The organism is Rhizobium rosettiformans, assembly GCF_016806065.1.
Lineage (GTDB): Bacteria > Pseudomonadota > Alphaproteobacteria > Rhizobiales > Rhizobiaceae > Allorhizobium.
The window spans coordinates 2,881,807-2,898,399 of sequence record NZ_CP032405.1; the positions used below are offsets into that span (position 1 = coordinate 2,881,807).

Sequence of the window (16,593 nt, forward strand, 5' to 3'; positions counted from 1 at the left end):
CGGCCCTTCTGCAATTTAAATTACGAAATGACTCACGAAGCTGCTGCCCGTTCTAGGATGGGAACGCACATGTCGAGATCATGCGAAGCCAGGTGAGCATAGCGCATGGTCATGGTGAGCGTCTGGTGGCCGAGCCACATCTGCACACGACGGATATCGATCCCGCCCTGAACCAGACGGGACGCACAGGTATGGCGCAGCACGTGCGGCACCACGTCCTTGTCGTCGGCAAACCCCACCGCATCCTTGGCATTGTGCCAGGCGATGCGGAAGCGCTGCTGATCGATCTCGGCAAACGGACCGGAATACCGGCGATCCGACGCTTCAATGGCAGCCAGCGCGCGCTGGGTGAGTGGAACCGAGCGCGAACGCCCCGATTTCGTGACCCAAAAGGTAACGCGGTCCTTATGTATGTCGCCCCAGCGAAGGTTGAGACCCTCGCTCAGGCGGGCGCCGGTATCGACCAGGAAGAGGCAGAACCGGTAATAGAGTTCGGAATGCGCCCGGATTTCGGAAAACAGCAGGTTTTCTTCATCTGTGTCGAGAAAGCGAATACGGCCCGCTTTCTCCTTCTGGCGCTTGAATTCAGGCAGACTGTGAACGTCTCCCATTTTGTTCGCCTTTCGCAGCAGTTTGCTTAAGGCCGCCATCTTTCGGTTGATGGTGGCATTGCTATTACCGCGTTTGCGCAACTTGCCGATCAATTGGTCGAGCATTTCGTCCGAAAAGGCTGAAAAACTCGGAAAATCAAGGAGATCATGAAGCTCTCCGATAAAATTGGTTACGTTATATTTGTGGCTGCCATTCATCCACAACAGGTCGCCATATTTGCCGAACAGTTCGCGCAGATTGGTTTCGCGCACCTCGTGCAGGATCGTTCCCTGTCTGTATTGATAGTTGACCGAATAATCGGGCACGCCCACGAAGACGTCAAAACCCTTGCCGGTTGGCATTTCCACCTGCATGTATCCCCCAAATTTCCCTTTGGCGAGCACGCGAACGGGCTCACCGCCCGTCCCCACGGGCTCAGATATCGTTATAACTTATAAAAAGTATAGTGCAAAACGGCACAAACTTTTCCGGAGCAGCTCGACTCGAGCCTGTCAATTGGTGTCGAAAGCATTTCCTCTCATTGAGCTGCGAACCATCGGCCGCAGGGCTAACTCACTGTAATTGCGTGGTATGTGAAGCTGTGAGCCAGATGGCCGAAAGGGGTCCGGCTCTTGCGAAGCCGGACCCCAAACTTTTTCGCTAATCCGTTGTGGATTAGAACGAACGGGTCAGGCGAACGAAGCCACCCCAGGTGTCGTCGCTACCGTCAGCGTCGGCGTAGATGACGTTGGCGGAAGCCTTCAGGCCGGCTGCCATCTGGTATTCGATGAGCAGGTCGGCAGCCCAGGCATCAGCCGAGACGAAGTCACCACGCGAACCAGCCGATGCGAAGAGACCGCCCGAGTTGATGTCGCCGTAGTACATGACCTGCGGCGTGATCGAGAGCTTCTCGGTAGCCTTGACGGTGTAAGCAGCGCCAATGGTCCACTCGGAGTTGAAGCGGTAACCAGCAGACTGGCCAGATGCCCATGCACCGGCGATGCCCAAGGTGCCCGGGCCGAGGTCAGCAGAGATGACGCCAGCGATTGCGCCTTCTTCAGAGCCGAAGTCGTAAACGCCGTTTACGACAACCGAAGCCGGACCGAATGCAGCCGAAACCACACCTTCTACACCAACTTCTTCACCGCCAACGTAGCCAGCAGAAAGGTCGTCTACGCCGAGGCCGACCGTGAAGGCGTCCGTCGTGTAGGTGTAAGAGATGGTGTTGAAGCGAGCGCGACCGAAGAAATCATCCGATTCACCAGCGAGACCCCAGTCATCAGCCCAGGTCAGAGCGCGACCGACCTTGAGGCCGCCAACGGTGATGTACGCCTGATCAAGCAAGACGGCTTCACGAGCGAAGCCATCGCCCTGCTCGGCCTGGATGCGGATGTAGGAGCCGATCGTGCCGATTTCAGAGTCGTTCTTAGCTTCGAAAGCGAGACGAGCGCGAACGTCCGTACCCCAGTCCAGACCGGAGTCAACGCCATCGGACAGGCCGAGGGTTGCGCGGACTTCACCCGAGATCTTGAGGCAGGTTTCGGTGCCGGGGATGTAGAAGTAGCCGGTGCCGAAGGCGTCGCAAACGCGAACGTATTCCATGGGCTCGGGCTCAGCAGCGATGATTGCGTCAGCAGCCTGAGCGCCGGAAACTGCAACGAGGGCTGCAGCGGAGCCGAGAAGAAGGCTCTTGATGTTCATTATTGACCTCCAGTCAAGTTTCGTATGGGTCTGGGTTATTTGGCTGAAGGACAGCATTCCCTGCCCCATCCCCTTCGGTTTCAGAAGACGGACGATCCACCGCCTCGCTTCCGAGATTGAAAATACAAAACCCGGTCAGTCATGCAATCACCAAAGAGTGGAATGGACAGAATGTGGTCACCCTTCCACCCGGTCTGTTGCTGAAAGGCCACAAACTCCCTGGCACGGCCCCATATCCATTTAGGTTTTGTTAAGAAAAGCCAAAAAAAACCGCCGCTTACACGGGCTCTTGGGTACGCCGGGCAGGTGTTCGCACGCGGGTGTTCTTCTCATTTTGGCACAGGATTCCGCAAAAAGTTGCATTTAGAACCATGTCGGCTCGCCTCGAAGCTGCATCTTCGACAATGGCAGTTTCAGAGCTTAAGCCTGAAAATCGGCAGCAGAAGGCCGCCCGAGTGACAGAATCATGTCGTCGGCCAGCATCGATTCGGCTTTTCATATGAGTGGAGCCGATCAACGCCTTGCATTGGTTGCCGCTCGCTAAAATGTTGAGAGCGGAGAAAAGGCCTTGCAATCACTGATTCAAGCAAATAATCAGGCGTCACCGGAGAGGTGGCCGAGTGGTCGAAGGCGCTCCCCTGCTAAGGGAGTATACGTCAAAAGCGTATCGAGGGTTCGAATCCCTTCCTCTCCGCCATAGATACCTTCCCCAATAGATCATCCCCATCGCTTTCAAACAGTCGTCGTGTCGCTGCGCCGTCGTCGCATTGTTCGCGCCTGGCGCTTGCGCAGCTCGAGAGAGAATCGTGCCTATTGAGGCCCGAGAATGAATCGGCGCGCTGCCCAGCATCTGCCCCATGATCCACTAACCAACTGAAAAAACAAAACAAAGTCAGTATTCGTCTGCCTCGACCTCTATAATTGACTGGAGGTCAATAATGAACATCAAGAGCCTTCTTCTCGGCTCCGCTGCAGCTCTCGTTGCAGTTTCCGGCGCTCAGGCTGCTGACGCAATCGTCGCTGCCGAGCCCGAGCCCATGGAATACGTTCGCGTTTGCGACGCTTTCGGCACCGGCTTCTTCTACATCCCCGGCACCGAAACCTGCCTCAAGATCGGCGGCGAAGTTCGTTTCGCTTACGACTGGAACAGCAACGACACGACCCTCATCAACCGTGACGACTTCCAGACCCGCGCTCGCGTCGTCTTCCAGACCGCAAATGACTCGGAAGTTGGCACCATCGGTTCCTACATCCGCCTCGAAGGTTCTTCGGACAACACCGGCGTCATCCTTGACCAGGCCTACATCACTGTTGGCGGCTTCAAGGCTGGTTACTTCCTGACCTGGGCTGACGACATCGGCATCTCCGGCGAAAACGACACGTTCATCGACGCTGCGAAGTTCGACTCGGTCAGCTACACCTACGCAGCTGACGCCTTCACCATTGGTCTCGGCGTTGACGAACTCCGTCAGGCTGACGGCGCATTCGGCGTGCAGGGTTACGCTTCCACCACGCTCGGCGTTGCAACCATCAGCCTCTGGGGCGGTTACGACACCAAGGCTGACGAAGGCTACATCTCTGCCAAGGCAGCTGCAGCTGTTGGCCCGGGCACCTTCGAACTCTACGGCGCATGGGCTTCTGATCCGTCGGCTTACGTAGCCACCGTTGAGTGGACCGTTGGCGCTGCTTACGGCTTCAAGGCAACCGAAAAGCTGACGATCACCCCGTCGGTCAACTTTGTTGAGCAGTTCAACGGCGTTGACTACACCACCGGTGGCGTTCTGGCTTCCTACGCTGTTGCTTCGGGCCTCAAGGTCGACGCAACCGTCGACTACAACAAGTCCGACTCGAAGGACTGGACCGGCTTCGTTCGCCTGATCCGTTCGTTCTAATTCGATCTCCAGATCGAATAAGGGAAGCCCGGCCTCGTGCCGGGCTTTTCGTTTGTATAGAGGTGTTCTGACGATCGCCGCTGCGATCAACAGCTGGGTTCAGCTGCCGAGAAACGCGCCGATCGCCTCCGCGAGGCCACCGAGATGCAACAGCGGCGCATGCCCCTGGCCCTTCGCCTCCACAATCGTGCATCCGGAATGTCGCCGCGCCATCTCATCCGTCGTCGCGCGGGACAGAAGCCTTGAGTGTTCCCCCCGGATCACCATCACCTTCTTGTCCGCAAACAGCGCAAACTGTGCCCAGAGGTCGGGGAAGGGCTGGCTCAGATCTGCGGCACGAAACTGTGCGGCGATATCAGGGTCAAAATCTGCCGTGAGCTTTCCATCGATTTCGCGGTAAAGCGCCTTAGCCATGTCGGCCCAGTTGTCCTGCTTCAGCGCCGGAAACTCCGCGCCATGGGTGGCCTTGAGAATGTCAGCCGCTTCGGCGTAACTGGAAGGCGCAGGCCGATTGCCGAGATATCCCTGGATCTGCCGCAGCCCCTCCGTTTCCAGCACCGGCCCGATATCGTTCAAAACCAGCCGTTCGATACGATTGAGATGCGTCATGGCCAGGACATGCAGGATCAAGCCGCCGCGCGAGGTGCCGATGAAGGCGGCGCTGTCGATCCCCAATTGGTCGAGCACGCTGATCACGTCGCCCGCTTCGATCGGGATGGTGTAACGCTCCGGGCTCGGATCTCGATCCGACAGGCCGCGGCCGCGCGAGGAAATCGCAATCATTCGCCGGTCATAAGGCGGAGCCGCCAGCACCCGCGCGAGATCTTCGAAGTCGAGCACATTGCGTGTCAGCCCCGGCAGGCAGACGATTGGCGTACCGCCATTGTCTGCGCCATAAATGCGCACATGCAGGTTCAGTCCATCGGGAACTTTGATGAAGCGGTCGTTGCTCTCGGCCATGCGGCTCTCCTTCGCTGTATCGAAAGAGAGCCTAGCGGAGCCTTCGCCAACGGTCATCAGGCAAAGGATGGGGCAGGGCGCCTACCGGCCGAAGCGCAGGTCGTGCACGATATCGGTCTTCTGCCCGAGCCGGCTCTTGTAGACTTGGTAGTTCTCCATCACCCGCATGACGTAGTTGCGCGTCTCGGGGAAGGGGATGCGCTCGATCCAGTCGACGACCTCGTCGATCGACTTGCCGCGCGGATCGCCGTAGCGCTCGATCCATTCAGGGACTTTGCGCGGGCCGGCATTATAGGCGATGAAGGTCATGATATAGGAGCCGCCGAAGGCGTCGATCTGCTCGCCGAGATAATGGGCACCAAGGGTCGCGTTGAAACCTGGATCGCGCGTCAGCTTCTCCGGTTGATAGGCAATGCCGTGGCGTGCGGCGACCCCTCGGGCCGTCGAGGGTAGGAGCTGCAGGAGGCCGCGCGCATCCGCCGGCGAGATGGCGGCCGGGTTGAAGGCGCTTTCCTGCCGCGCGATCGCGTAAGCCAGCGCCTTGCCGGAGCCGGCGATATTTGCGCTTGCGGGAATGACACCGACGGGGAAGGCGAGCGCCGGCACGTCGATGCCGCGCGCGTACGCCGTCTTGCCGATCTGCAGCGACAATTGATGCCCGCCAGACGAGTTTTCTGCCCGCGCACTCAGCAGCGCCAGCTCACCCGGACTGTCGAGCTGGTCTGCCAGCGCCCTGTAAAGGCTCTGCGCCCTCCAGCCATGACCGGCCGCCTCGTAGCGGGCGATCGCCTGGACGGATTCGCGCTGGCCGAACCGGCTGCGGTCGGCCTCGCTCGGACGCGGATAGGGGATCTGGATGCCGGGCCGATCGATGCGGGCGGCCGCGAGCTGGCCGTAGAAGGTGCTGGAATGCTGGGCGGCGCGGGCGAAGTGCTCGCGCGCCTTGCCGTCCTTGGCTGCTTCCGCCGCACGGCCGAGCCAGTACCAGGCACGGCTTGCCGAAAGCGGCCGGTTCGAGACTTCGAGAATGCGGTTGAAGTGGCGGCTTGCGGTGCCGGGGTCGTTCAGCGCCCTCAGCGCATACCAGCCGGCATGGAACTCGGCGTCGGCAATATCGGTCGCTTCGGTCGCCACATGGCGGGAGACGATGCGATAGGCCTCGCGATACTGGCCGAGATCGGCAAGTCCGCGCGCGATGATCCGCTGCTCGTTCCACCAGGCGCGGCCGCTGACGAGCTTGTCCCGCTCGCGCGGCATCTGTTCGAGAAGCTTTGCCGCTTCTTCGTAGCGCTGTTGCCGGCGCAGGTTTTCGATGCGGATATAGAGGAGCGCCGGATCCTTGGCCCAGGACTTGTCGACGGCCGCAATCAGCGCATCGACATTCTTGGCGCGCGCATTGAGCCCCGCCCAGGCGCGGTAGAGAGACTGCGCTTCACCGAGCGAAGAAAACCGCTTCGCCTGCGAGGCCCGGTTGCGATACATCAGATAATCCATGCGCGCCCGGTGATCGGCAGTGCGCAAAAGGGCAGGGAATTCCTTGAGGATCCGGTTTTCCGCTGCCTCATCCAGCGCCTCGCTGCGCCAGAGATTGCGGATCAGGCTTGCCGCTTTCGCCGTGTCGCCCGAGCCGAGATGCGCGCGCGCCAGGAGGATCGTGCCTTCCGTCGTCTCCGGCGCCGTGTTGCCGAAGGCGGCGAGAACGGCGGATGGCGCCGGGTTTTCGCGGAAAAGCGCCTTTTCCGAATTGGCCCGGAAGGACTTGAGCCCCGGCCAGCCTTGAAGCTGTCGCTGGGCGGCGGCAATTTCGGCCGCCGGCACGTCGCTCAAGCCGGACATCGCGATCGACCAGGTCAGCATCTGCCGGTCAAGCCCGGCGGGCATGCGATCGCGGATCGCGATTGCCTGGGCGCCCTTGCGATCAGACAGGGCATCAAGCCCGGATTTCAGCTGCGGATTGGCCGCAGCCAGCCGATCGCCACGCGGAATGGCGCCGGTGGTCTCGAGCGACGGCGGCAAAGCCTTGCTCGGCGCAAAGCCGAGCGGCTTCATTGCCGGAACGGGCACATCGGAAAGCGCATGCGCACTTGTCGACGACAAGATCAGCGCAAGACCGAGACCAAGGACAGAACCGTAAGAGAGCGACATCTTCATCCACACACCAGAACCCATGGCATCACACGAGAGATTAGGCCGAGCACGCGGTTAACAAAAGCCTAAAGCCAGCGATCACATTCTCTCGAACGAAGCCTCGGAAAACTGTCACAAATCTCCTGCAGATGCGCTTGTCGCACCTGATGGTGCGAAGTAATGTGCCCCCGATTTAAAGTCAGAATGCGGCCGAAGCGTGGATGTCGGCCCCCGAGGAGTTCATTGCATGTATCAGGGATCCATTCCCGCGCTTGTCACGCCCTTCACCGATCAGGGCGCCGTCGATGAGCAAGCCTTCGCCGCCCATGTCGAATGGCAGATTTCCGAAGGCTCCTCCGGTCTCGTGCCTGTTGGCACCACAGGTGAATCGCCGACCCTCTCCCACGCCGAGCACAAGCGCGTGGTCGAGCTCTGCGTCGAAGTGGCAAACAAGCGCGTGCCCGTGATTGCCGGCGCCGGCTCCAACAACACGCTTGAGGCCATCGAGCTTGCCGAGCATGCGCAAGCCGTCGGCGCCGATGCGCTGCTCGTCGTCACGCCTTATTATAACAAGCCGACCCAGAAGGGCCTGATCGCCCATTACGCAGCCATCGCAGACGCCGTCTCGCTGCCGATCATCATCTACAACATCCCCGGCCGCTCGGTGATCGACATGTCGCCGGAAACCATGGGGGCGCTCGCCAAGGCCCACAAGAACATCGTCGGCGTCAAGGATGCGACCGGCAAGATCGAGCGCGTTTCCGAACAGCGCATCACCTGCGGCGCAGATTTCGTCCAGCTCTCGGGCGAGGATGCAACGGCGCTCGGCTTCAACGCCCATGGCGGCACCGGCTGCATCTCCGTCACCGCCAATGTCGCTCCGCGCCTCTGTGCCGAATTCCAGGCGGCGACACTGGCCGGCGACTACGCCAAGGCGCTGGAGTATCAGGACCGCCTCATGCCGCTGCACAAGGCGATCTTCCTGGAGCCCGGCCTTTGCGGCGCGAAATACGCGCTGAACCGCACCCGCGGCATGAACCGCACCGTCCGCCTGCCGCTGATGGCAACGCTGGAGGCTTCGACGGAAGCCGCGATCGACGCGGCGCTGAAGCATGCGGGACTGTTGAACTGAGGGAATGAGGAGGGGCCGGCGGTGACGCCGGCCTTGCTGCAGGAAGGGCGCTTACGCGCATCTGGTTTCTGTGGATTCCATAAAGTCTAACTCGCCCGTCGAAGTTGCCCGGTTTTGGCGATGAAATAATTATTACCGCACCCATTCGACCTATTTAGCAACTTAACGCAAGGCGTTAAGTTTCATTGACAGGACCGATCGACTCGACTAGTCTTTGTGTATGGATATCGAGTTTCCTGATCGGCATTTGGCCCTTATCGAGACAGAGAGTGCTGCGCAGACTAGGCTGCCTGTTGCGGTAATTCAGTCCGCGCGACTGCGCCTTAGTATGATACGCGCCGCACCTGATGTTCGAACTTTAAAGAATTGGCGAAGCTTAGGCTTGAGTCAGGGTGCCCCTGGTTCGTCAGAATACTTCGTTTCAGTGTCCCCGGAATGGGTCCTGAGTCTACGGATTGAGGAAGTCGATAACGCTATGGCTGTGATTGTGAATTCCATTGAAGAGAAAGCTAGGGGGGCTGCTTGATGGCCAACCTCAATATGGTCGCGGTCGAGCCTCCTGGAGTGTTCATCAAGCTTGAGTTGGAAGCTCGGGGTTGGTCCCAGCGTGACCTTGCATTCATCCTTGGACAGACCGAGCAGCAACTGAATCCCCTTCTGTCCGGAAAGCGAGCCGTTACGCCCGATATGGCGCGTTTACTGGGCGACGCCTTTGGTGCGTCTCCACAGTTCTTCCTCAACCTTCAGAGTCAGTATGATCTCCAGAGTGCGAAGCAACCTGACCCGGCGGTGAGGACACGGGCTGAGCTGCAGGCGGTCTACCCTGTGCGCGAAATGATACGCCGAGGCTGGATTCATGATGGGGAAGCATCGCTGCTTCAACTTCAGATGGAGAGGTTCTTCGAAGTCGCGAATGATCAAGAAGCCAGTCGGGTCGCATTCGCCGCGAAGCGGACGCACTACGGTGAAACTCCGCCGCATCAACTTGCCTGGGTGTATCGGGTTCGGCAGCTTGCAAGTTTTCAGTCTGTTTCGCCTTTCTCTTCGGAAAGACTCCGGACTGCTTTGGCTAAACTCAGAGGACTGATGGTTGATCCCGAAGCGGTTAAGCACGTTCCTGAAATTCTATCGGATTGCGGTGTGCGGTTTGTTGTCGTTGAGGTTCTGCCTAACGCTAAGATCGATGGAGTGTGTACCTGGCTTGATGAAAATTCGCCCGTTATTGGGATGTCTACTTTGTACGATCGCCTCGATAACTTCTGGTTTGTGTTGCGCCATGAGATTGAGCACGTTCTAGAGGGACACGGAAAATCGTCGATTGGTATTGTTGATCACTTATCGGGTGAAAACGCCTCTGATAGTCTGTCGGACAGCGAAGAAGAACGTGCAGCCAACTTAGCTGCTGCTGATTTTTGTGTTCCGACGCAGAAGATGGAATCTTTCTATGCGAGAAAACATCCTTACTTCTCGGAGCGGGACGTAATTGGGTTCGCATCTTTGATGGGTGTCCATCCGGCTATTGTGGTTGGCCAGTTGCAAAAGCGCATGAAGCGATATGATTACCTTCGCAAGTATCAAGTGGCGGTAAGGAAGCATCTACCTGCCACAGCCGTGTGTGACGGATGGGGCCATGTGGCCGAAGCGCAACTCTGATTTCTAATGGTGGTTATGAATGGCAAAGTTCTCTGAACAGATGCAGTCAATATTTGACCGCTATACGGAAGAGGTTGATTCTGGCCCAGTTTCACTGGACGACGTCGCCACTTGGGCTATCTCGGAAGGTCTGTTCAAGCCTCAGCCGCGAGACGTAGTGAAAATCTGCCGTGAAGCGCTGGCTGAGAGTTTGCGACAAGAAAAGCGTGTAGACTCCAACGGTAGGCGATATCGCGCCAAGCATTCAGTACGGACGAACATTGGAGGCGTTCAATTAAGTTTGTGGGCGGACATAGACACGGCCCCGCGCTCCTTTATGGAGAAATCTTTCAGCCAGCGTCGCAAGGCGATTGCTGACGATTGTTTCCAAATCAAACAAGACGTTGATCATTTTAATGAAGTGAATCCAACCGAGCTACCTCTTTTGGTAGTTCTGGATTTCACGGATGATGTTGCAGAGATGGAAGCTGCTGGTCGCGTCGGTCGAGACGAGGACGATGAGGCTGCGTGAGCAAATTTCGGATATCGCTGCAGCCTGGCGGATTGGTCAAAGGCGCCGTTGGACCTTGACGTGCTATCCGCATGTGGGTTTGTACCAATCCTGCTCGTTCACAAAGCTTGCGTTTGCCATGCTAGCCCTCAGCCGCTCGCACCTTTATTCCCCCCATCCTCCATTGCATATCTATGGCAACCGCCACACGTCGCCCGCGTATAGCTAAGACCACGACAAAATCCCGGGCGAAACGGAAGATCAGACCATGGCCCCCACGGTCCCACCGCGCACCGTCACCCCGCAAAACAAAACGGCAGGTCACCAAAGGTAACCTGCCGCTTCAAAACGCACTGACGAGAAACTGCTCAGAACTCATGACCTGAGACCCGACTTCCCTCCAAATTTCGGGAGAGTCTTGGGTTTTCAATCTGGCCTCATGCGGCCTGTTTTTCCATAGCCATTTTCATTGCGAACTCGCTGGGGGTGATATTGCCCAGCGACGAGTGGGGTCTGTTCCTGTTGTAATCCTCCTTCCATGCAGTGATGGCGGTGCGGGCCTGGGTGAGCGACGAGAACAGCGTCTCGTTCAGGCATTCGTCACGGAAGCTGCCGTTGAAGCTTTCGACGAAGCCGTTCTGCATCGGCTTGCCTGGGGCGATGTAGTGCCATTCGACCTTTGTCTCCTGGCACCATTTAAGGATGGCCATGCTGGTCATCTCCGTGCCGTTGTCCGAGACAATCGTCTTCGGCTTTCCCCGTCTGGCGATGAGGCTATCCAGTTCGCGGGCAAGCCTTGCGCCTGACAGGGATGTATCGGCGACCAGGCACAGGCATTCACGGGTGAAGTCGTCGACGACGGCCAGTACCCGAAAGCGGCGGCCGTCGGTGAAGGCATCGCTGACGAAGTCCAGGCTCCAGCGCTCATTGGGGCGTGAGGGCAGAGCCAGAGGACGCCTTGTCCCCAAGGCCCGCTTTCTGCCACCACGCTTGCGCACCGTCAGCTTCTCCTCCCGATAGAGACGCCGAAGCTTCTTCAGGTTCATGACGATCCCCTGCCGGTCGAGCATGACGTGGATGCGGCGATATCCGAAGCGTCGGCGCTCAGATGCCACCTTCTTCATCGCCTCACGGATGGATGCATCGTCTGGCCGCACACTGCGATATCGCATGCTCGACCGATCCACCGACAAAACCTCGCACGCCCGACGCTGGCTCACTCCATGCTGCGCACAGACGTGAGCCACCGCATTCCGCTTCACATCGGGCGTCACCATTAATGGGATGGTCCGCCTCGTCCTCCTGCCGCATCATGAGGCGGTCAAACCAAAGGAGGTTGTTGCTATGCCTAAACGCAATGTACCGCGTCCCGCGGCGGTCTACGGGATTGATATTGGGAAGAACATCTTCCACGTCGTCGCATTGGAGAGCGACGGTACGGTCGTCCAACGCGTTCGGTTCCGACGGGACACGTTGCTTCAGTTCTTCCAGAGGGCAGCACCGGCGATCGTCGGGATGGAATCTTGCGCAGGGTCTCAGTGGATCGCGAGGAAGATCCAGGCACTCGGTCACAAGGTACGGCTGATCCCAGCCCAGTTTGTGAAGCCATACGTCAAGTCGAATAAGAGTGACATCATCGACGCGGAGGCGATCGCTGAGGCCGCCACGCGACCAACGATGCGATTTGCTGCACTCAAGACTGAGGAACAGGCCGACCTTCAAGCCCTGCACCGGGTGCGTGACCAGATGATCGGCACGCGGACGCGCCTGATAAACCAGATGCGGGCGTTCTGCCTCGAATATGGTGTGGCGCTACGGCAGGGTGCTGGTCTGTTCAAGCTCGACCTGCCCGAAGCTCTCAAAGATCCAGCAAACGATCTTTCGCCGGCAATGCGCAAACTGCTCGGCGAGCTGTTTGACGATCTGCGTCAGTTGGAAAAGCGGATTGCTGATGTCACGCGCGAGATCGAAGCAGTCGCTGATCGAGAGGATGCTGCACGTCGGCTCATGACAATCCCCGGGATCGGAGCTCTCGGTGCGACAGCACTGCTTGCTGCTATTGGAAACGGCAGACAGTTCCAGAAAGCGCGTGATCTGGCCGCATGGCTGGGCCTTGTGCCGCGAGAATATTCGACCGGAGGAAAGCAGAAGCTCCTCGGGATCAGCAAGCGAGGCAACCGGTATGTCCGTAAACTGCTGGTCCATGGTGCCCGATCCTGCTTCCGACACCTCGACCGAACAAAGGATCGACTGGGAAGCTGGCTGGATGGTCTTCAAGCCCGAATGCATCCAAACAAAGCTGTTGTCGCACTTGCCGCCAAAATGGCCCGGATAGTCTGGGTCGTCCTGACCAAACCTGGAGCGCTCTACGAACGCAGAGACCCTGCCTTCACCTGACGCTTTTGGTTCGATTGCAAGGCTCGGGAACAGTGATGACGAAACAGTGGATCAACATGCCGTAAGCCCTGTGCAAAAAAGCGGGCTTTCGTGCCCGAACCATTTATTGGGAACGGCGTGTGCGGATCTCATCATGGCCTGGCTGCAACCGCAGCCCACTCGCGAGAGGCCGGATACATTTATGCAACTGGAATCGTCATTTACGATGTCGCGAACCCTTGCACGGACGAGGCGGACCATACATTTTTTGCAGCGACATCCTTCAGGATCGCATTGTCCAGCATGGCTTCGGCGAGAAGCTTCTTCAGTTTGGCATTCTCGTCCTCAAGCGCCTTCAGCTTGCGAGCATCTGACACGTCCATGCCGCCATACTTCGCCTTGTATTTGTAGAAGGTTGCATCCGAGATGCCGTGCTTGCGGCAGACATCAACCGTCTTCGCGCCCGCCTCCTGCTCCTTCAATATCCCGATGATCTGTTCTTCTGTGAACCGTGAACGCTTCATTCGTCCGTCTCCCTCATGTGACGGACTCTACCAAATTCCGGAGGAAGTTCAGGGGCTCAGGTCACTCAAGCTCAAGCCCGTTTTCGCAGAAGTCGAACTGAGCAGGTTCCGATTCACTGCCGTCTGCATACGTGGCCTTGACCCACTGCGCGCAGCTTTCGCCATTTGTGCTCTGATCCCAGACGAGATCTGCAGTCGATCCCGGCTTGAGGCCGCTTCCAATGTCGAAAGTACCCCAGGTGCTCTTGTCTTCGGACACCAGGATCCCGGTGATGGCCGAACTGGTCGTGTTCGTCGCCTTGAAAGAGAACTCATCGGCATGGGCTGCAATAACGGTCATCCCGCTTGCCGCCGCCCCGAGGGCGATTGCCAGTAGACCGTTGCGAACGTGTTGGAGATTCATGGTCTGTCCTCAGATCGGTGGGAATGTAACATCAGACTTTCTGGCACTGTCAGCCCTGAAAGTCGACGGAATAAACGCGGCTTCCAGGCGCCATCTGCCGGGCGGTTCTTATGCTCGATCCACCCCCACCTTTATTTCCTCCCCATCCTCCATTACATACCTGTCATACCCGCCACGCCCCGCCCGGGCGCAGGCGACCCACGACAAAATCCCGGGCGAAACGGAAGATTTGACCATGGCCCCCAGAGGCTCGCAGCGCACCGTCAACAAGATCGTCGCGGAAAACCGCAAGGCGCGCTTCAATTATGAGATCGTCGACACCTACGAGGCCGGTCTGGTTCTGACCGGCACGGAGGTCAAGTCGCTGCGCGAGGGCAAGGCCAATATTGCCGAATCCTATGCCTCCGATGAGGGCGAGGAGATCTGGCTGATCAATTCGCATCTGCCGGAATATCTGCAGGCGAACCGGTTCAATCACGAGCCCCGCCGTCGTCGCAAGCTTTTGCTCTCCAAGCGCGAGATCAACCGTCTGCGCGCCTCGATCAATCGCGAGGGCATGACGCTCGTGCCCTTGAAGATCTATTTCAACGAGAAGGGCAGGGCGAAGCTGGAACTGGCGCTCGCCAAGGGCAAGAAGCTGCATGACAAGCGCGAGACCGAGAAGGAACGCGACTGGAACCGCCAGAAGCAGCGCCTGATGAAAACGGGTTGATCATGGCGCTCTCGCATCTGAAGGTCACCGTCGGCCCCTTCGTCTTCGAGGCGAGGCTCGAGCGCGAAAAGGCGCCCGAGACCTGCCACATCTTCGAAAGCTTTCTGCCCTTCCGCAACCAGGCGATCCATTCGCGCTGGTCGGGAGAGGCGGTCTGGGTGCCCTTGGGTGATTTCCAGTTCGGGGCAGGCTTTGAAAACCACACGGCGCATCCGTCGCGTGGCGACATCCTGCTTTATCCCGGCGGCTTCAGCGAAACGGAATTGCTCTTTGCCTACGGCTCTTCGCAATTCGCGAGCAAGATGGGTGTGCTATCAGGCAATCACTTTCTGACGGTGACGAAGGCTGGGGAGCAGCTGGAGGCCATGGGCAAGATGGTGCTCTGGCAGGGCGCGCAGGATATCGCCTTCGAGGCGATGTAGGAAAGCTACCCTGCTTAGGTCCTTCCGCGATGGCGGAGCAAGAACACCCCCCTCTGTCACTGCGTGACATCTCCCCCACACGGGGGGAGAGTGGGGCGTCGCGTTTGCCGCACTGTTCAAGACATCAGTGGAGGGCGACGGGGCAGCGGTTCAGCCGCTCTCCCCCTTGTGGGGGAGATGCCCGGCAGGGCAGAGGGGGGTGCTTTCAACCGCAATCATTGTCGCGGCCGCCCCAAGGCCCTCAGTGGTCGTCTTCGCTCGATGTCGCCGGTTCCGGGGCGCGCGGCATGCCGCGTTCGCTCGGGTCGCGGCCGATTTCGGCCTTCAGCGACATCAGGTCGATGAAGTGGTCCGACTGGCGGCGCAGGTCGTCGGCGATCATCGGCGGCTGCGTCGCCATGGTCGAGACGACCGAGACCTTGCGGCCCCGGCGCTGCAGCGCTTCGACCAGCGTGGTGAAATCGCCGTCGCCGGAGAAGAGCACGAGATGGTCGACCGTCTCGGACTGTTCCATCGCGTCGATGGCAAGCTCGATATCCATGTTACCCTTGACCTTGCGGCGGCCCATGGAGTCGGTGAATTCCTTCGCCGGCTTGGTGATCACCTTGTAGCCGTTATAGTCCAGCCAGTCGATCAGCGGGCGGATCGAGGAATATTCCTGATCCTCGATCAGGGCAGTGTAATAATAGGCGCGCAGGAGATAGCCGCGCTTCTGGAAGGCTTTCAAGAGCTTGCGGTAATCGATGTCGAAGCCGAGGCTCTTGGATGCGGCATAGAGATTGGCGCCATCGATGAAGAGTGCAATTTTTTCGCGGGGGTCGAACATTTCGATATCCTTACGTCAAATATGAACAGTCTCGGCAATCGGCAATCAAAACAATACCTTGCCCCTCCAGATATGATCATAGATTTACATTATGAAATGATCATATAAAAATCTATCTAGGGCATCGTCAGGGGCAATCCAAGCAGCCTGTGGTTGAAATGTGGTGTATTGAGGGCCTTTTCCGGCCTTCATTTTTGGGCTTGGCGGTGTGTCAGCACGAAAAACTTGAATTTGCCTGCCATTGCCTGTATCGCAGCCGTCAATCCCACGCATTCAAGATCGCAAAGGACAGGCAATGGCCCGTGTCACCGTTGAAGATTGCATCGACAAAGTCGAGAACCGCTTCGAGCTCGTTCTGCTCGCAAGCCACCGTGCCCGCCAGATCTCCCAGGGCGCGCCGATCACCATCGATCGCGACAAGGACAAGAACCCGGTCGTCGCTCTGCGCGAAATCGCCGACGAGACCCTCTCGCCCGACGACCTGAAGGAAGATCTGATCCATTCGCTGCAGAAGCACGTCGAAGTCGACGAGCCGGAGCAGGAGCCGAGCTCGATGCTGGCCAATACCGGCACCGTCGGCAAGGGCGAGGAAGAGGACGAACTGCCGGAAACGCTGACCTTCGACCAGATGTCGGAAGAAGAGCTGCTGGCCGGTATCGAAGGCCTCGTTCCGCCGGAAAAGAGCGACGATTACTAATCGTCAACAGATCAGACTTAAGTCTTGATCTGACTGTAGGATGAATGTGCGCCAGTCGTCTCGACTGGCGCGCTTTTTCGTTTGTGG

The 16,593-nt window shown here is 58.5% G+C and carries 14 protein-coding genes, 1 tRNA gene and 2 pseudogenes; 9 read left to right on the forward strand and 8 right to left on the reverse strand.

Going from position 1 to position 16,593, the window contains the following annotated elements:
* Positions 1-32: 32 nt before the first annotated feature.
* A complete protein-coding gene (locus D4A92_RS14060) occupies positions 33-965 on the reverse strand; it encodes a tyrosine-type recombinase/integrase (protein ID WP_203014254.1) in 933 nt (310 codons plus the stop codon).
* 301 nt (positions 966-1,266) lie between these two features.
* Positions 1,267-2,292, reverse strand: coding sequence for a porin (locus D4A92_RS14065; RefSeq protein WP_203014257.1), 1,026 nt, complete (start codon positions 2,290-2,292; stop codon positions 1,267-1,269).
* A 606-nt stretch (positions 2,293-2,898) separates the two neighbouring features.
* On the opposite strand from D4A92_RS14065, the gene D4A92_RS14070 reads away from it, so the two are divergent.
* Both D4A92_RS14070 and D4A92_RS14075 read left to right on the forward strand, forming a co-directional pair.
* Positions 2,899-2,989: transfer RNA gene (locus D4A92_RS14070), tRNA-Ser, on the forward strand.
* A gap of 241 nt (positions 2,990-3,230) precedes the next feature.
* Positions 3,231-4,184 carry a porin gene (locus D4A92_RS14075; RefSeq protein WP_203014260.1) on the forward strand — a complete coding sequence of 318 codons (954 nt, stop codon included), beginning with the start codon at positions 3,231-3,233 and terminating at the stop codon, positions 4,182-4,184.
* Between the two features lie 99 nt (positions 4,185-4,283).
* Here D4A92_RS14075 and D4A92_RS14080 read toward each other — a convergent pair whose 3' ends face one another.
* Both D4A92_RS14080 and D4A92_RS14085 read right to left on the reverse strand, forming a co-directional pair.
* Complete coding sequence (locus tag D4A92_RS14080) at positions 4,284-5,144, reverse strand: alpha/beta fold hydrolase (protein ID WP_203014263.1); 861 nt, start codon at positions 5,142-5,144, stop codon at positions 4,284-4,286.
* 81 nt (positions 5,145-5,225) lie between these two features.
* The gene (locus D4A92_RS14085) at positions 5,226-7,295 is read right to left on the reverse strand and encodes a transglycosylase SLT domain-containing protein (protein ID WP_425959197.1); all 2,070 of its coding nucleotides are present in this window, start codon (positions 7,293-7,295) and stop codon (positions 5,226-5,228) included.
* A gap of 223 nt (positions 7,296-7,518) precedes the next feature.
* Between D4A92_RS14085 and dapA the strand changes: the two genes are divergently transcribed.
* The 3 genes from dapA (at position 7,519) to D4A92_RS14100 (ending at position 10,567) form a co-directional block, all read left to right on the forward strand.
* Positions 7,519-8,403 carry a 4-hydroxy-tetrahydrodipicolinate synthase gene (gene dapA / locus D4A92_RS14090; RefSeq protein ID WP_203014266.1) on the forward strand — a complete coding sequence of 295 codons (885 nt, stop codon included), beginning with the start codon at positions 7,519-7,521 and terminating at the stop codon, positions 8,401-8,403.
* A 525-nt stretch (positions 8,404-8,928) separates the two neighbouring features.
* Positions 8,929-10,056, forward strand: a complete 1,128-nt coding sequence (locus D4A92_RS14095) for a HigA family addiction module antitoxin (RefSeq protein ID WP_203014268.1) — start codon at positions 8,929-8,931, stop codon at positions 10,054-10,056.
* Positions 10,057-10,075: 19 nt separating this feature from the next.
* Entirely contained in the window at positions 10,076-10,567 is a 492-nt protein-coding gene (locus D4A92_RS14100) for a hypothetical protein (RefSeq protein ID WP_203014271.1), read from the forward strand.
* 416 nt (positions 10,568-10,983) lie between these two features.
* On the opposite strand, the pseudogene D4A92_RS14105 reads toward D4A92_RS14100, so the two are convergent.
* Positions 10,984-11,823 (reverse strand): annotated as a pseudogene (locus D4A92_RS14105) (IS3 family transposase); the annotation flags it as partial.
* A 67-nt stretch (positions 11,824-11,890) separates the two neighbouring features.
* Between D4A92_RS14105 and D4A92_RS14110 the strand changes: the two are divergent.
* The gene (locus D4A92_RS14110) at positions 11,891-12,943 is read left to right on the forward strand and encodes an IS110 family transposase (RefSeq protein ID WP_203019825.1); all 1,053 of its coding nucleotides are present in this window, start codon (positions 11,891-11,893) and stop codon (positions 12,941-12,943) included.
* A 239-nt stretch (positions 12,944-13,182) separates the two neighbouring features.
* Here the strand turns inward: D4A92_RS14110 and D4A92_RS14115 are convergent.
* Both D4A92_RS14115 and D4A92_RS14120 read right to left on the reverse strand, forming a co-directional pair.
* Positions 13,183-13,446, reverse strand: a pseudogene (locus tag D4A92_RS14115) (transposase); the annotation flags it as partial.
* A gap of 61 nt (positions 13,447-13,507) precedes the next feature.
* The gene (locus tag D4A92_RS14120) at positions 13,508-13,849 is read right to left on the reverse strand and encodes a hypothetical protein (protein WP_203014276.1); all 342 of its coding nucleotides are present in this window, start codon (positions 13,847-13,849) and stop codon (positions 13,508-13,510) included.
* 235 nt (positions 13,850-14,084) lie between these two features.
* Here D4A92_RS14120 and smpB point away from each other — a divergent pair, with 235 nt between their 5' ends.
* Entirely contained in the window at positions 14,085-14,561 is a 477-nt protein-coding gene (gene smpB / locus D4A92_RS14125) for an SsrA-binding protein SmpB (RefSeq protein WP_166601299.1), read from the forward strand.
* Between the two features lie 2 nt (positions 14,562-14,563).
* On the forward strand, positions 14,564-14,983 hold the full coding sequence (locus D4A92_RS14130) for a DUF3830 family protein (RefSeq protein WP_203014279.1): 420 nt from the start codon (positions 14,564-14,566) through the stop codon (positions 14,981-14,983).
* A 241-nt stretch (positions 14,984-15,224) separates the two neighbouring features.
* Here D4A92_RS14130 and D4A92_RS14135 read toward each other — a convergent pair whose 3' ends face one another.
* A complete protein-coding gene (locus tag D4A92_RS14135; protein ID WP_203014282.1) occupies positions 15,225-15,809 on the reverse strand; it encodes an NYN domain-containing protein in 585 nt (194 codons plus the stop codon).
* Positions 15,810-16,104: 295 nt separating this feature from the next.
* On the opposite strand from D4A92_RS14135, the gene rpoZ reads away from it, so the two are divergent.
* The gene (gene rpoZ / locus D4A92_RS14140; RefSeq protein WP_203014284.1) at positions 16,105-16,506 is read left to right on the forward strand and encodes a DNA-directed RNA polymerase subunit omega; all 402 of its coding nucleotides are present in this window, start codon (positions 16,105-16,107) and stop codon (positions 16,504-16,506) included.
* The last annotated feature ends 87 nt before the right edge of the window (positions 16,507-16,593 follow it).

Coding starts and splice junctions, on each gene's coding strand:
- D4A92_RS14060 (WP_203014254.1), bottom strand. CDS start 965: ATGCAGGTGGAAATGCCAACCGGCAAGGGTTTTGACGTCTTCGTGGGC.
- D4A92_RS14065 (WP_203014257.1), bottom strand. CDS start 2,292: ATGAACATCAAGAGCCTTCTTCTCGGCTCCGCTGCAGCCCTCGTTGCA.
- D4A92_RS14075 (WP_203014260.1), top strand. CDS start 3,231: ATGAACATCAAGAGCCTTCTTCTCGGCTCCGCTGCAGCTCTCGTTGCA.
- D4A92_RS14080 (WP_203014263.1), bottom strand. CDS start 5,144: ATGGCCGAGAGCAACGACCGCTTCATCAAAGTTCCCGATGGACTGAAC.
- D4A92_RS14085 (WP_425959197.1), bottom strand. CDS start 7,295: ATGAAGATGTCGCTCTCTTACGGTTCTGTCCTTGGTCTCGGTCTTGCG.
- dapA (WP_203014266.1), top strand. CDS start 7,519: ATGTATCAGGGATCCATTCCCGCGCTTGTCACGCCCTTCACCGATCAG.
- D4A92_RS14095 (WP_203014268.1), top strand. CDS start 8,929: ATGGCCAACCTCAATATGGTCGCGGTCGAGCCTCCTGGAGTGTTCATC.
- D4A92_RS14100 (WP_203014271.1), top strand. CDS start 10,076: ATGGCAAAGTTCTCTGAACAGATGCAGTCAATATTTGACCGCTATACG.
- D4A92_RS14110 (WP_203019825.1), top strand. CDS start 11,891: ATGCCTAAACGCAATGTACCGCGTCCCGCGGCGGTCTACGGGATTGAT.
- D4A92_RS14120 (WP_203014276.1), bottom strand. CDS start 13,849: ATGAATCTCCAACACGTTCGCAACGGTCTACTGGCAATCGCCCTCGGG.
- smpB (WP_166601299.1), top strand. CDS start 14,085: ATGGCCCCCAGAGGCTCGCAGCGCACCGTCAACAAGATCGTCGCGGAA.
- D4A92_RS14130 (WP_203014279.1), top strand. CDS start 14,564: ATGGCGCTCTCGCATCTGAAGGTCACCGTCGGCCCCTTCGTCTTCGAG.
- D4A92_RS14135 (WP_203014282.1), bottom strand. CDS start 15,809: ATGTTCGACCCCCGCGAAAAAATTGCACTCTTCATCGATGGCGCCAAT.
- rpoZ (WP_203014284.1), top strand. CDS start 16,105: ATGGCCCGTGTCACCGTTGAAGATTGCATCGACAAAGTCGAGAACCGC.